Raw genomic sequence first — 12,270 nt, forward strand, 5'->3', positions numbered from 1 at the left:
TTCGGCGGTTTATCGTCCGTGGTACAAGATGGCTTACTGGCTGTTCGTGATCAACGCGATCATCCTCGGCTGGCTCGGTTCGCAGCCGGCGGAAGGCCTTTACACCACGATCTCGCAGATCTGTACGCTGCTTTACTTCGCCTTCTTCCTGGTCGTCATGCCGGTGCTGGGTCTCGTCGAGACGCCGCGCCGTGTGCCGAACTCGATCACGGAAGCCGTGCTTGAAAAGCGCAACAAGACTGCCTCGGCTAAGGCTGCGAACCATCAGGCGTTTGACAGGAACTGACACATGATCAAATTGATTTCGGCGATCGTCACCGCGGCCGTGGCGCTGCTCGCGCAATCCGTCCGCTCCGAAGAGGCGCCCCACCAACCGGCCGCGCTTCATGCGGAAGGGACGACACCGCATTATCCCCTGAGGCATCCAAAAGAGATCGATTGGTCGTTTGCGGGCTTCACGGGTCACTACGACAAGGCTCAACTCCAGCGCGGTTTGAAGGTCTACACCGAAGTCTGTTCTGCCTGCCACTCAATGAAGATGGTGCCCTTTCGCTCGCTCGCGGATCTGGGCTACAACGACGAGCAGGTAAAGGCTTTCGCTGCGAATTACGAGATGCAGGACGGCCCGGATGCCAACGGTGAGATGTTCACCCGCAAAGCGGTACCCTCCGACCACTTCCCTTCACCATTTGCGAACACCGAGGCCGCCGCCGCTGCTAACAACGGTGCTCCTCCGCCCGACTTTTCGCTGATTGCCAAGGCGCGAGGCATTACTCGCGGCTTCCCACAGTTTGTTATCGACATGTTACCGGGCGTCGGCGGATATCAGGAAGGGGGGCCTGACTACATCTACTCGCTACTGACGGGATATGACGAAACGCCTCCGGCGGGCCTCGAAATTGCGGACGGGACAAACTACAATCCCTATTTCGCTCACGCGGCAGCACTCGCCATGCCAAAGCCGATCTCCGACGATCAGGTCACGTACGACGACGGATCGCCCCAGACGGTCGACCAGTACGCTCGTGATGTGTCCGCCTTCCTCATGTGGGCTGCCGAACCGCATCTCGAGGAGCGTAAGCGAACTGGCTTAATGGTAATGGTATTCCTGATAATTTTCTCCGGCCTCATTTATTTGACGAAGCGCTCGGTCTATTCCGGCAAAAGTTGAAGCGCGCTCACAAATGTCTCTTCATTGCGCCGGCGCAAGCAGCCGCCGGCGTCTCCCTTCATGATGAGAGGAAGTCTTCAAAGGATCCGGAACCGATGTGCAAGATCACCTGCGTAGCCCTTTTATTTCACCGCAGTCGCAACACTGGCGCGTCCGGCTAACGCCGCCGCCTGCTAACGATTTGAGCTACAGCCCGCTTTGACCTGCGCCGAAAGCAGGGGCAATTCGGCGGACTTCGGCACTCAGTGCACTGGTCGGTCCGACACGGTCAGAGTGGAGCTCGCCTGCCCAACGGTCGCAAAGCCCACCTCGAGCTGCAGAACTTACCGCGGGGGGAGGCAGCTACGGCGATAACCGCGCGTGCGATCACGGGTCTGATGGCGGTTGGTCTCGACTTGATCGGGGAGGTTCGCTTCGACAGTGGACCGCGGCGAGGTCAACGAGGGCGAGGTCCACGACATCGCCCATTTTGAAGGACTGCGCCGTCTCGCCCAGGAGCGCCACAAGGTTGTCGCCTACGAGCCGAACCTCGTCCGTCACGAAGGTTCGCTCGTCGCCATTGTCGAGAACGGAAAGCACAAAAAGCAAATAGTTATCCATTTCGCCCGACCTATCTTTCATAGGCCGTCGATGAAGCTTCAGCCTTGGGAAATTCAGGATCTGCGCCCGCATCATTGGAGTCCGCTGCTTCTACGCCCTCGTCTAGATCAGCTTCGAGATGCGCGGTAGTGAAATCGTCTATCAGGACCTGCACGTCGACCTTCCATCCGTCGGGGGCTCGGAAGGGGACATCCTCAGTTTCCCATCCGCCATCCTTGGATTCAGCTAGCTCGTACTTTATCGGTTCGACACCTGCAGCGGGGTTCCAAAGCCGTAGTGTGACGGCCTTAGGATGCATCGGTGCGAAGTCAGATGCGAGGATCGTGACATGCACGCTCGCGGCGTCATGAGATTTCGGCTTCAATTCGAACTCGGCCATCGCCCTGTCGGTATGAATGTGGATCGAGACAGGGTGCAGAGGAGCGTACTGGAACTGGTCAGGGCCTGCGAAGCGCCATAGAGAGGCGGTGCCTACAATGGCGACAGCAAGCACGATTTCTGCCGATATGCTGGTCCGAAGTCGCCCGCGGGCCGCGACGTCCCCCTGTATGGCCGGGGCGGTAAGCCAGAACCGGTTATAGGCCGCGAGAAAGCACAGCAACGCTACCAGGCCGATCTTGACGACAAGCACGCGGCCGTAAATCGAATCCAGTATCGAACCCAGGTCGGGAAGCTCAAGGGCAGCAAGAGTAAGGCCAGCGACCAACATCGCGACGAACGGAGCTGGTATTGCTGCGGAAAAGGCTTTCAGGGACATCTGCCGAGAGGGATGGCGGCTTAAACGCCAGAGCGGCGGCAGACTCCCGATCCAGAACAGAAGTATTCCGCCGTGGAAAAAGATGCAGGTCTTCGCCAGCCACGGAGGGGTGGCAAGTGCGCTGTGCCCGGTGAATGTGAATGCTGCCGACGCGATCGTCATGGCGATTACTGCAGTCGACACAGTGAGCGACCGGGTTCTGAATGGCGGCAGAATGGCAAGAATGAGGGTAATCAAAAACAATCCGTTGGCAACTGCAACATTGCCCCCAATGGCGGTCGACAGCGGCGTTGCCCCGGCGAACGTGAAGCCCACGCCAATCTCGTCGAGTCCCTGGAGATAGAGACCCGAAGCAAGAAGAACGGATCCCACTGAGATCATCGTCAGTGGTCTCTTCGCGCGAACGTCCGACGGATTGAAGAGCGCGGAGAACAGCCTTCCGCCGACGACGTGCGCGACAAGGAGGATTGATGCGACGTGAACGAACCAGATGACCGCACCAAGGACGACCGAAGGTGTTTCAGACGGGCCGGCGGGAGCCGCTGAAGCCGCTCCGACGTGGAAAACAACGGCGCCCCCGACGGGATGACCATCCTCCGACACGACGCGATAGCTGGCGATCACGGTACCGCGGGCAAGCGAGGGAAGGCGAAGCGATATGTCCGCGCCTCTGCCCGAAGACTCGAGGTCAACGCTTTTGTCGTTAGCGAGCCGGGCACTCGCGCGGACAATTTTGACGGGCTCGTTGAAGTGGAGCTGGATCTCCGCTGGCGCCTCGTTCACTATCTGATTGTTTGCGGGAGAGGAGTTGAGGAGCACCGCGTGAGCGTATGCGTAGGCTGGGACAAGGGCTGAAAGCAGCAGGACCAGCAGGACTGCTGCTTGCATGGGGAGGGCCGCCCACGCACGTGCGATAGGCCACATGAGCGGCATTCCCTTTTTCAGGATCGGGGCTGCTCAACGACGTCGAAGAACGGCGCCGGCGTTTCATAATCGTCAGACGTTTTTCCCGCAGCGGGGATTTCTATCCAGCGTTCGGCGGCACCATCGGTGCACTCCTGAACGATAGGGACGTATACGCGGGTACCGACGGGAAGTTCCTTGGCCACCGTACCTCGGAATACAAACTCGTCGTATTCGTCATCAGGCAGGCTGTTGCCCGAGAAAACGATCTCAGTCGTGCCGTCCTTAACAGCCTCGCCCCAGAGCTCGTACGTCTTGGCATAGGATCCCTTGATCTTTTCGATCGTCCAGCCCGGCTTGGGCATCGGCTTCGCGGAGAGGAGGCCCTCTGGAACCTTGATCCGAACCTTGATTGTCGGCTTGCCTTCGCAGCCGTGTCCAATGCGCACGACGGCCTTATAGGCCTTGCCCGGGTTGGCCTGCGTCTGCTCGAGGGTGGCATGTGCGTAGGCGGTCCCGACGGTGAAAAGGGCGGCGACTACTGCGATCGAGGCATGCTTGAACATGAATGTCTCCTTGGCGGGGCGGCCCCTTGGGGAGGCCGCCATCGGCCTTAAGATTTACTGGGTGACCTGTGCGAGATCGGCGTCGAGACGCTTGCGAACCGGGTTCGGTACCTTCGCTGTCTTGATTGCGTCGAGATTGGCCGGAGCGTCGCCCACCTGGATCAGCGCGACCATGCCCATTCCAGCATGCGGTGTGCACTTGACGACGTAGGCGCCGGGGACGTCGAACTTGGCCTGGTACTGTTCGCTCGGCTTGGACTTGAAATCAGCCGCGCCTTCCGGGATCAGACCCTTGTAGGTCTCCACATTGTGGCTCTTGTCGGTCGGGATGAAGGTGACGGTGTCGCCAGGGGCGACCTTGACGAAGCCCGGTTCGAAGACCATCACACCGTCTGCGCCCTTGTTGAGCATGTGAACTTCATGGTCGGCCGCCATCAGCGGCGCAGCCGATGCGATCAGAACCGCGGTTGCAGTGATCAGACCGATATTGAAACGCATTGCATTCTCCTGTGTTACCGGGCCAACCTTGGCCTCGAGGAGTGTTCTATGCGATACAAAACCGCCGCTCTTTGACAAGCGTCAAATTCGCACGAAAGAGTTGAGAATAACCCGCGCCCACTTTGTTGAGATAGAAGGGGTGAAGCAGGCCCTGATAGATTTGGACGGCCAACCCACTTCGCAGGGCTTTTTCTTTGGCCTCATTGGATGCCTCGATAAGGTAGACGAGGACGCGACCCTCGGGCTCCTCTCACTCCGCAGTTTCGCGAGCGATGTTCAGCGCGAAAACCAAACGCGGGAATTTGCTTTCGATCAAGTACAGCCATCAATTCGCTTCCCAAGTTTGCCTCTCCTATCGCGACCTGGCCATGCATGACGGTTCAAAGCTTCTTGTAATTCTGACTTGGGTTTAACCCGCTCACGTCCACTCGGATCGCCGTCGCCTTGGCTCCACGTCCACGAGTAATCCCGAAGCGGCTTGTGGTCGCTGCACCAGGACAGCACGACGTGCAGCGCCCCGTCGCGCCCCCTACCGCAATATAGAAGCGCTAGTGCTGGGCGCTCGCGAATCCCGCTTACTCGAACGCGGCGAAGCGGCGGGATTGTTCCTATCAAAACTCGCCGGCTTGAGTGACTACGCGATCCCGCCTTTGATCGCACGAAGGCCAGCTTGCTGGGCAGTGATGACGTTCATGATGGCGTTCACCTCATTGGCGACCACAACATCCGACCAGAGAGGGGGAGTCTGCTGGTTTTCGCCTGGAAGATGGCGATCCCGATATGCAGTGAGCATTTCCAAGAGTTTGTTTGGCGATTCCGCGACGGCGGCTCCCAGGATTGCGATGACGCTGAAGTGGGCGCGCATTCGCTCCTCCAGTACCTCCACGCGCCTTGCAAGCTGGTCGTAGGGAACCTCGGCGGTCGAATTCGAGCGGGATTGCATGGAGAGCGTCCTGTTCTTTTGGGTCGCGGGAAGCTTATCCTCTTCCACGCGACCCCCAAAATGGGGCAACAGGATTAACAAAGGGCTAACGAATTAGCGTAGGCGAAAAAGTCAGTGTCTCCTTCGCGCTCAAACTCGGTCAAGAAGATCGCGGATCTTTCCTGCCAGCTCCTTCGCGGTGTAGGGCTTGCGAAGCCACTGGGCGCCGGGGATAACGTCCTTGGAGGCTAGGGCGGGTTCCGAATAACCGGATGTGAAAAGTACACGCAGATCGGGACGCTGTCGGATCGCTTCCGTTGCCATCTCATCGCCAGTCATTCCGCCGGGCATGACGATATCGGAGAACAGCAGGGCGACATCGGGATGCCCCGCAAGCACTTCCAGCGCCGTGCGCCCGTTGTCTGCTTCTAGCACGCCGTAGCCCATGTCCTTCAACCTGGCGACCGCCACCTTTCTCACTCGTGGGTCGTCTTCGACCACGAGCACGAGCTCAGTCCCGCGGGGTAGCGGAGTCTCGGCAGCTTCCGTCGCAACCGTTTGAGCGGCTTTCGGTTCGGCAAGAGCGGGCAAGTAGATGCGAACGGTCGTGCCGTGACCCAACTCGCTGTAGATCTGGAGATGACCGCCCGACTGCTTGACGAAACCGTACACCATACTGAGACCGAGACCGGTACCGGATCCAACGTCCTTGGTGGTGAAGAATGGTTCGACCGCACGTTTCTTGACTTCTTCGGACATTCCAGAACCGGTATCCGTCATTGAAATCAATACGAAATGACCGCTGCGAACTTCGGGGTACATCTTCGCGTAGTCCGCGTCCAGGCGCACGCGCGAAACCTCCGTAGTCAGGCTGCCGCCTTTCGGCATGGCGTCGCGGGCATTGAGCGCGATGTTCAAGATGGCGTTCTGGAGCTGCGAACCATCAACGAGCGCTTCGAAATGCGAGCCTGTGAGGATAGTGGAGAGCTTGATGTTCTCGCCGAGAGTACGGCGCAGAAGGTCCGAAAAGCCGGTCACAAGACCGCCGAGATCCACCTGTTTCGGGCTGAGGGGTTGCCGTCTCCCGAAGGCGAGCAATTGTCCGGTAAGCTTCGCGCCGTCGTCGGCGGCATCCTGCGCCTCGCGGAGCATGTCGCGCAGTGAGCCTTCCGGTAGCTTGTCCTCCACCATCTCCAGATTACCGCTGATGACGGTCAGGAGATTGTTGAAGTCGTGTGCCAGTCCGCCGGTCAACTGGCCGACCGCTTCCATCTTTTGCGCCTGGCGCAAATCTTCTTCGACTTTCAGGCGGCTGGTCAGATCGCGGACGAACCCGGTGAAGATACGTTCGCCATTTGCCGTTGCCTCGCCGACATGTAGTTCCATCGGGAAATGAGATCCGTCGGCCCGCTGGCCCGTGACGACGCGGCCATAACCGATAATGCGCTTCTCGCCGGTATCGAGATAATGGTCGATATAGCCGTCGTGGGCATCCCGATAGGGATTCGGCATCAGGTTGCTGACATTCTTCCCGCAGATCCGATCCGCGCTCATCCCGAAGAGTTCTTCGGCCGCCTTGCTAAAGGACATCACGATGCCCTTTTGGTCGATGACGATCATCGCGTCCGGAACGGTCTCAAGGATGGAACTCAGATGAGCCTCGCGGGATTTGACAGCTCGTTCCGCCTTCTTCAATGCACTAATGTCGCTGTTCGCCTGGATGACGGCCATCTGTCCGTCTGGCAGATTCACGAGGACGCACCGGGACGCCACGTCCACGTCATGGCCGTTCTTGTGACGATGGACGACCTCGCCCTGCCAGAAGCCGCGTGTCTTCAACTGAGCCAGGATTTCCTCTCGCGGTGCTGGGTAGCGCGTTGCGAGGAGATCGAAGATCGGTTCATCGACCGCCTCCTCGCGCGTCCACCCGTACATGTTCTCGCAGCCGATTGACCAGTGGGTGATCGCGCCTTCGAGCCGGTGTATGATGATGTCCGCCCCATCAAGAACATGCACGAGCGCGTCAAGTTCCTGCGAAGACGCGGTGCGCGGCGAGATTAGACGATGGGGCATGGCCGCTCCTTGGATCAGTGTAGATTGACCCTATGGCAGGTTTTCTCAGAAAAATCATCAGACCCGCCGGAAAGCCGGACGAGCTTGTCCATGCTGATGATCTTCAGGTCGTGGCGTCCTTCGGCGGCCAGGACAGCGCGTGCGGCAAGCTTTGTTATCGTCCGAGACACGGTTTCGATGGTCAGGCCGAGATAGTCCGCAATGTCCTGCCGGTTCATCGGAACACTCAGAACATTCATGCGGCGCGTCCCAGGCCATGAGGCAAGCTTGATGATGAAGCTGCAGAGACGTTCCTCGGCGTTCTTCTTGGAAAGGAGTACCATCTGGTCGTTGGCTGCTGCGTTCTCGCGGCAGAGAAGTTCGATATACGCAGGACGAATATCGTCGCAACGCGACACTTCCTGCTGGAAGCTGCGACGCGAGACGCGACGAATCTTGCAGTCGCTAACGGCCTCGGCGGTAAAGGAGAAAGTCTCCATGAGGGAAGCGCCGATCACGTCACCGGCAAAGTGGAAAGCTGTGATTGCCCGCCGACCTTCACCGATGATTCGATGAAGCCGGACCACACCTTCGACCACCTGGAACAGGTGCGTAGCATCGTCGCCTTCCCAACAGATGGCGTCGCCAGCGGCGATCGATTCCAGCGCGCTGGCATGAAAGATCGAAGAAAGGGGCCGAGTAGCAACCGCGTGTTTGGTTGGTTGTGCATTCGTGAAAGCGTTTTTGCCCTGCATCAGCATCGTCGTGTCCCCTCGTTGAGTGAACCCAATAGAAACTGCGCGAGTCACACCACGATGAGCGCGGCGTGCGATTTGGTGCGTTTTTGTAACAGTTTGTAACGGCTTGGGCCTCGCCGTCTTTGTGTGATTTCGTTGATGTAGATCAAGGAGCCGTTGTCGGCCCCATGACAGTCGTACCCTCAAAGTACGAGCAGGCGGCTGTTCGCCAGTCGTCTGCGCACGGGGACTCAGTCATGAATTACACAATTGAAACAATCTTGGTCGCGGCGGCTGCGTTTCTGGCCTTGGTCGGGGCAGGGCTTGCCCATGACCATCTTTTTGCTGTCCATATGGGCATCCTCTGTTTTTGCCTGACCGCTGGTACGGTACTGCTCGTACGGCGGATCGACTTCTCGCCGGCCGGGCGGTTGCCGAAGGTCGAGGCCTCAGGTTACTTCGACGAAGTCATTCGCTACGGACTGATCGCCACTGTGGGGTGGGGCGTTGTGGGCTTCCTCGTCGGAGTGGTCGCCGCCGCCCAGCTGGCATGTCCAGACCTGAACATCGCGCCCTGGTTCAATTTTGGCCGCCTGCGCCCGGTCCACACCTCGGCGGTGATCTTCGCCTTCGGCGGCAACGCGCTGATCATGACGTCGTTCTATGTGGTCCAGCGTACCTGCCGCGCTCGCTTGTTCGGCGGTAGCTTGGCCTGGTTCGTGTTCTGGGGCTACCAGCTGTTCATCATCATGGCGGCGACCGGCTATCTTCTCGGCATCTCGCAGGGCCGCGAATATGCGGAACCGGAATGGTACGTCGACCTCTGGCTCACGGTCGTCTGGGTCGCCTATCTCGCGGTGTATCTGGGCACGATCCTGAAGCGCAAGGAACCGCACATCTACGTCGCGAACTGGTTCTATCTCGCCTTCATCGTGACGATCGCCATGCTGCATGTTGTGAACAACCTGGCAGCCCCGGTCTCCTTCCTGGGTTCGAAGAGCTATTCGGTCTTCTCGGGTGTCCAGGATGCGCTGACGCAATGGTGGTACGGCCATAACGCCGTCGGCTTCTTCCTGACTGCCGGGTTCCTCGGCATGATGTACTACTTCGTGCCGAAGCAGGCGAACCGCCCTGTCTATTCGTACCGCCTGTCGATCATCCACTTCTGGGCACTGATCTTCATGTACATCTGGGCGGGCCCGCATCACCTGCACTACACCGCGCTGCCGGACTGGGCCCAGACGCTCGGCATGGTCTTCTCGGTCATGCTGTGGATGCCGTCTTGGGGCGGCATGATCAACGGCCTGATGACGCTGTCGGGCGCGTGGGACAAGATCCGCACCGATCCGATCATCCGCATGATGGTCATCGCCATCGCATTCTACGGCATGTCGACCTTCGAAGGCCCGATGATGTCGGTGAAGACGGTGAACTCGCTCAGCCACTACACGGAATGGACCATCGGCCACGTTCACTCGGGCGCGCTTGGATGGGTCGGCATGATCACCTTCGGTGCAGTCTACTACCTGACGCCGAAGCTTTGGGGGCGCGAACGCCTCTACAGCCTGCGCATGGTCAACTGGCATTTCTGGCTCGCCACGCTCGGCATCGTCATCTACGCGGCCGTTCTCTGGGTCGCCGGTATCCAGCAGGGCCTGATGTGGCGCGAATACAATTCGCAGGGCTTCCTCGTCTATTCCTTCGCCGAGACCGTCGCCGCCATGTTCCCCTACTACGTACTGCGCACGGTGGGTGGAGCGCTCTACCTGGCGGGCGGGCTCGTCATGGCCTGGAACGTGTTCATGACGATCAAGGGTCACCAGCGTGCGGAAGCCGCTATTCCGACCGCATATGTGCCCCAGGCACAGCCTGCCGAGTGAGGTGAGACATGGCATCGATACTAGACAAACATCATATCCTCGAGAAGAACGCCACGCTGCTTCTGGTCGGCTCGCTGCTCGTCGTCAGCATCGGCGGCATCGTCGAGATTGCTCCGCTGTTCTATCTCCAAAACACCATCGAGAAGGTCGAAGGCATGCGTCCCTACACGCCTCTCGAACTGGCGGGACGCAACATCTACATCCGCGAAGGATGCTATGTCTGCCATAGCCAGATGATCCGGCCGTTCCGGGACGAGGTGGAGCGCTACGGCCACTATTCGCTTGCCGCGGAATCCATGTACGACCATCCGTTCCAGTGGGGATCGAAGCGAACCGGTCCTGACCTTGCTCGCGTTGGCGGCCGCTACTCGAACGAGTGGCACGTTCAGCATCTGTCGGATCCGAGAGCCGTCGTGCCGGAATCGATCATGCCCAAATATGCCTTCCTGAAGGAACAGGAAGTCACGGTCAAAGACGTCGGCATGGACCTCAAGGCAAACGAGGATGTCGGCGTGCCTTATAACGACGACATGCTCGCCAATGCCGAAGCCGACATGAAGGCGCAGGCCGATCCGAACGCCGATACCGCTGCTCTTCTCCAACGATATCCGAAGGCGAAAGTCGGCGATTTCGACGGTGACCCGCAGAAGCTGACCGAGATGGATGCGCTTGTCGCCTACCTCCAGATGCTGGGCACGCTGGTCGATTTCTCGACCTACGACGACGCAACCGGCTATCGATGAGGTGATCTGATGGAAACCTATACCGCAATGCGGCACTTCGCCGACAGCTGGGGTCTTCTGGCAATGGCCGCGTTTTTCGTTGGCGCGATCGTCTTTACGCTCCGTCCCGGCAGCAAGCAGACGGCCAAGGACGCCGCCGATATTCCCCTGAAGGATGATTGAGATGTCGGAAAAGCATGTTGATGAAATCAGCGGCGTCGAGACCACCGGACACGAATGGGACGGCATCAGGGAGCTGAACAACCCGATGCCCCGGTGGTGGGTCTGGACGTTCTATGCGACAATCGTCTGGGCGATTGGCTATGCTATTGCGTATCCAGCCATCCCGATGATCACCTCCGCCACCAAAGGGTACCTCGGATATTCGACGCGCGCTGAACTTCAGCAGGATCTGGATCAGGCAAAGGCGGGACAGGCGAAGTATCACGAGATGATCGCAGCAAAGACCGTGCAGGAGATCGACGCCGATGCGACGCTTCGTGAATTCGCGATCGCCGGTGGCGCGTCCGCTTTCAAGAATAACTGCGCTCCCTGCCACGGTTCCGGCGCGAGCGGCGGCCCCGGATTTCCGAACCTGAACGACGACGACTGGCTGTGGGGCGGCGACCTGCAGTCGATCCAGACGACGATCGCCCACGGCATCCGCTATGATGCCGACACCGATACCCATGTATCGGAGATGCCTGCGTTCGCCGATACGCTCGATGCGACTCAGACGACGCAGGTTGCTGCCTATGTCTGGAGCCTGACCAATACGCCCTCCGATCCTGCTTTGGCCCTGGCCGGCAAGCAGATCTTCCTGGATAACTGCGCCGCATGCCACGGCGAGGATGCCAAGGGCAAGATCGAGATGGGGGCTCCGAATCTGGCAGACGCGATCTGGCTCAAGGCAAAGGGCGAGGAAGCCATCGCGAAGCAGGTGGCCTCGCCAAAGCACGGGGTGATGCCTGCCTGGGCGGGGCGCCTAGGTGACACGACGGTCAAGGAGCTCACTGTCTTCGTTCATTCCCTCGGCGGTGGCCAGTAAGGAGGATCAGATGAGCACCCATGATCACAACCCACTTCTCGGGCTCTATGGCACCCCGCGCTCCGTTATCCACTCCCGCGTATCGTCTCGCTCCAGCAAGACTGTGACACCGGTGAGCGAACAGGAAGATCCGGAAAAGATCGGCAGTTCGATGATATCTTTGACGTCGCTCAAAGATCAGTCGACGACAAGCCGATAACAACGGTCTTCGAGGACGTCCAAGCGGAAATCTCCCCCGCAGTTCCTCGCGGCTACGTGTCTTAATCTCCTTTGACGTAGCCGAAATAGCTTCGCGCAGCGGCATCGCACCTGCTGCGCGAAGGCCTTGGTTCCCAGTCTTTCGGGGTCGTGCTTCCTGTCCGGAGCGCGGCCCTTTTTTGAACTCTTTTTGCTTGATCTGGATCAAGGATCGAA

Annotated in this window: 13 protein-coding genes and 1 pseudogene; 7 read left to right on the plus strand and 7 right to left on the minus strand. The window is 59.2% G+C overall.

What is annotated here, in order from left to right; translation table 11 throughout:
* Positions 1–286, plus strand: a pseudogene (locus A6U87_RS11265) (cytochrome b); the annotation flags it as partial.
* Between the two features lie 3 nt (positions 287–289).
* The gene (locus A6U87_RS11270) at positions 290–1,171 is read left to right on the plus strand and encodes a cytochrome c1 (protein WP_065691363.1); all 882 of its coding nucleotides are present in this window, start codon (positions 290–292) and stop codon (positions 1,169–1,171) included.
* 366 nt (positions 1,172–1,537) lie between these two features.
* On the opposite strand, the gene A6U87_RS11275 is transcribed toward A6U87_RS11270, so the two are convergent.
* From A6U87_RS11275 to A6U87_RS11310, 7 genes are all read right to left on the minus strand, one after another.
* Positions 1,538–1,771: a hypothetical protein gene (locus A6U87_RS11275; RefSeq protein WP_065691364.1), complete on the minus strand. Its 234-nt coding sequence runs from the start codon at positions 1,769–1,771 to the stop codon at positions 1,538–1,540.
* 10 nt (positions 1,772–1,781) lie between these two features.
* Positions 1,782–3,416 (minus strand): copper resistance protein CopC, encoded by a 1,635-nt coding sequence (locus A6U87_RS11280; protein WP_141683940.1) that lies wholly within the window; start codon positions 3,414–3,416, stop codon positions 1,782–1,784.
* A 53-nt stretch (positions 3,417–3,469) separates the two neighbouring features.
* On the minus strand, positions 3,470–3,997 hold the full coding sequence (locus A6U87_RS11285; RefSeq protein WP_065691365.1) for a YcnI family protein: 528 nt from the start codon (positions 3,995–3,997) through the stop codon (positions 3,470–3,472).
* A 54-nt stretch (positions 3,998–4,051) separates the two neighbouring features.
* Positions 4,052–4,495 carry a pseudoazurin gene (locus A6U87_RS11290; RefSeq protein WP_065691366.1) on the minus strand — a complete coding sequence of 148 codons (444 nt, stop codon included), beginning with the start codon at positions 4,493–4,495 and terminating at the stop codon, positions 4,052–4,054.
* Positions 4,496–5,129: 634 nt separating this feature from the next.
* Positions 5,130–5,438: a hypothetical protein gene (locus A6U87_RS11300; protein ID WP_065691368.1), complete on the minus strand. Its 309-nt coding sequence runs from the start codon at positions 5,436–5,438 to the stop codon at positions 5,130–5,132.
* A 129-nt stretch (positions 5,439–5,567) separates the two neighbouring features.
* Positions 5,568–7,490: a PAS domain-containing sensor histidine kinase gene (locus A6U87_RS11305; protein WP_065691369.1), complete on the minus strand. Its 1,923-nt coding sequence runs from the start codon at positions 7,488–7,490 to the stop codon at positions 5,568–5,570.
* 14 nt (positions 7,491–7,504) lie between these two features.
* Complete coding sequence (locus tag A6U87_RS11310; RefSeq protein WP_065691370.1) at positions 7,505–8,230, minus strand: cyclic nucleotide-binding domain-containing protein; 726 nt, start codon at positions 8,228–8,230, stop codon at positions 7,505–7,507.
* Between the two features lie 233 nt (positions 8,231–8,463).
* Between A6U87_RS11310 and ccoN the strand changes: the two genes are divergently transcribed.
* The 5 genes from ccoN to A6U87_RS11335 are packed head-to-tail and all read left to right on the plus strand — an operon-like array spanning position 8,464 to position 12,055.
* On the plus strand, positions 8,464–10,086 hold the full coding sequence (gene ccoN, locus A6U87_RS11315; RefSeq protein WP_065691371.1) for a cytochrome-c oxidase, cbb3-type subunit I: 1,623 nt from the start codon (positions 8,464–8,466) through the stop codon (positions 10,084–10,086).
* 8 nt (positions 10,087–10,094) lie between these two features.
* Positions 10,095–10,829: a cytochrome-c oxidase, cbb3-type subunit II gene (gene ccoO, locus A6U87_RS11320; RefSeq protein ID WP_065691372.1), complete on the plus strand. Its 735-nt coding sequence runs from the start codon at positions 10,095–10,097 to the stop codon at positions 10,827–10,829.
* Between the two features lie 9 nt (positions 10,830–10,838).
* The gene (locus tag A6U87_RS11325) at positions 10,839–10,991 is read left to right on the plus strand and encodes a cbb3-type cytochrome c oxidase subunit 3 (protein WP_065691373.1); all 153 of its coding nucleotides are present in this window, start codon (positions 10,839–10,841) and stop codon (positions 10,989–10,991) included.
* Position 10,992: 1 nt separating this feature from the next.
* Entirely contained in the window at positions 10,993–11,856 is an 864-nt protein-coding gene (gene ccoP / locus A6U87_RS11330; RefSeq protein WP_065691374.1) for a cytochrome-c oxidase, cbb3-type subunit III, read from the plus strand.
* Between the two features lie 10 nt (positions 11,857–11,866).
* The gene (locus A6U87_RS11335; RefSeq protein ID WP_065691375.1) at positions 11,867–12,055 is read left to right on the plus strand and encodes a hypothetical protein; all 189 of its coding nucleotides are present in this window, start codon (positions 11,867–11,869) and stop codon (positions 12,053–12,055) included.
* Positions 12,056–12,270: the final 215 nt, after the last annotated feature.

This window comes from Rhizobium sp. AC44/96, from assembly GCF_001692185.1.
GTDB lineage: Bacteria > Pseudomonadota > Alphaproteobacteria > Rhizobiales > Rhizobiaceae > Rhizobium.

Excerpts from the sequence above, each read along its gene's own strand:
- A6U87_RS11270 (WP_065691363.1), top strand. The coding sequence starts at position 290 with ATGATCAAATTGATTTCGGCGATCGTCACCGCGGCCGTGGCGCTGCTC.
- A6U87_RS11275 (WP_065691364.1), bottom strand. The coding sequence starts at position 1,771 with ATGGATAACTATTTGCTTTTTGTGCTTTCCGTTCTCGACAATGGCGAC.
- A6U87_RS11280 (WP_141683940.1), bottom strand. The coding sequence starts at position 3,416 with ATGCAAGCAGCAGTCCTGCTGGTCCTGCTGCTTTCAGCCCTTGTCCCA.
- A6U87_RS11285 (WP_065691365.1), bottom strand. The coding sequence starts at position 3,997 with ATGTTCAAGCATGCCTCGATCGCAGTAGTCGCCGCCCTTTTCACCGTC.
- A6U87_RS11290 (WP_065691366.1), bottom strand. The coding sequence starts at position 4,495 with ATGCGTTTCAATATCGGTCTGATCACTGCAACCGCGGTTCTGATCGCA.
- A6U87_RS11300 (WP_065691368.1), bottom strand. The coding sequence starts at position 5,438 with ATGCAATCCCGCTCGAATTCGACCGCCGAGGTTCCCTACGACCAGCTT.
- A6U87_RS11305 (WP_065691369.1), bottom strand. The coding sequence starts at position 7,490 with ATGCCCCATCGTCTAATCTCGCCGCGCACCGCGTCTTCGCAGGAACTT.
- A6U87_RS11310 (WP_065691370.1), bottom strand. The coding sequence starts at position 8,230 with ATGCTGATGCAGGGCAAAAACGCTTTCACGAATGCACAACCAACCAAA.
- ccoN (WP_065691371.1), top strand. The coding sequence starts at position 8,464 with ATGAATTACACAATTGAAACAATCTTGGTCGCGGCGGCTGCGTTTCTG.
- ccoO (WP_065691372.1), top strand. The coding sequence starts at position 10,095 with ATGGCATCGATACTAGACAAACATCATATCCTCGAGAAGAACGCCACG.
- A6U87_RS11325 (WP_065691373.1), top strand. The coding sequence starts at position 10,839 with ATGGAAACCTATACCGCAATGCGGCACTTCGCCGACAGCTGGGGTCTT.
- ccoP (WP_065691374.1), top strand. The coding sequence starts at position 10,993 with ATGTCGGAAAAGCATGTTGATGAAATCAGCGGCGTCGAGACCACCGGA.
- A6U87_RS11335 (WP_065691375.1), top strand. The coding sequence starts at position 11,867 with ATGAGCACCCATGATCACAACCCACTTCTCGGGCTCTATGGCACCCCG.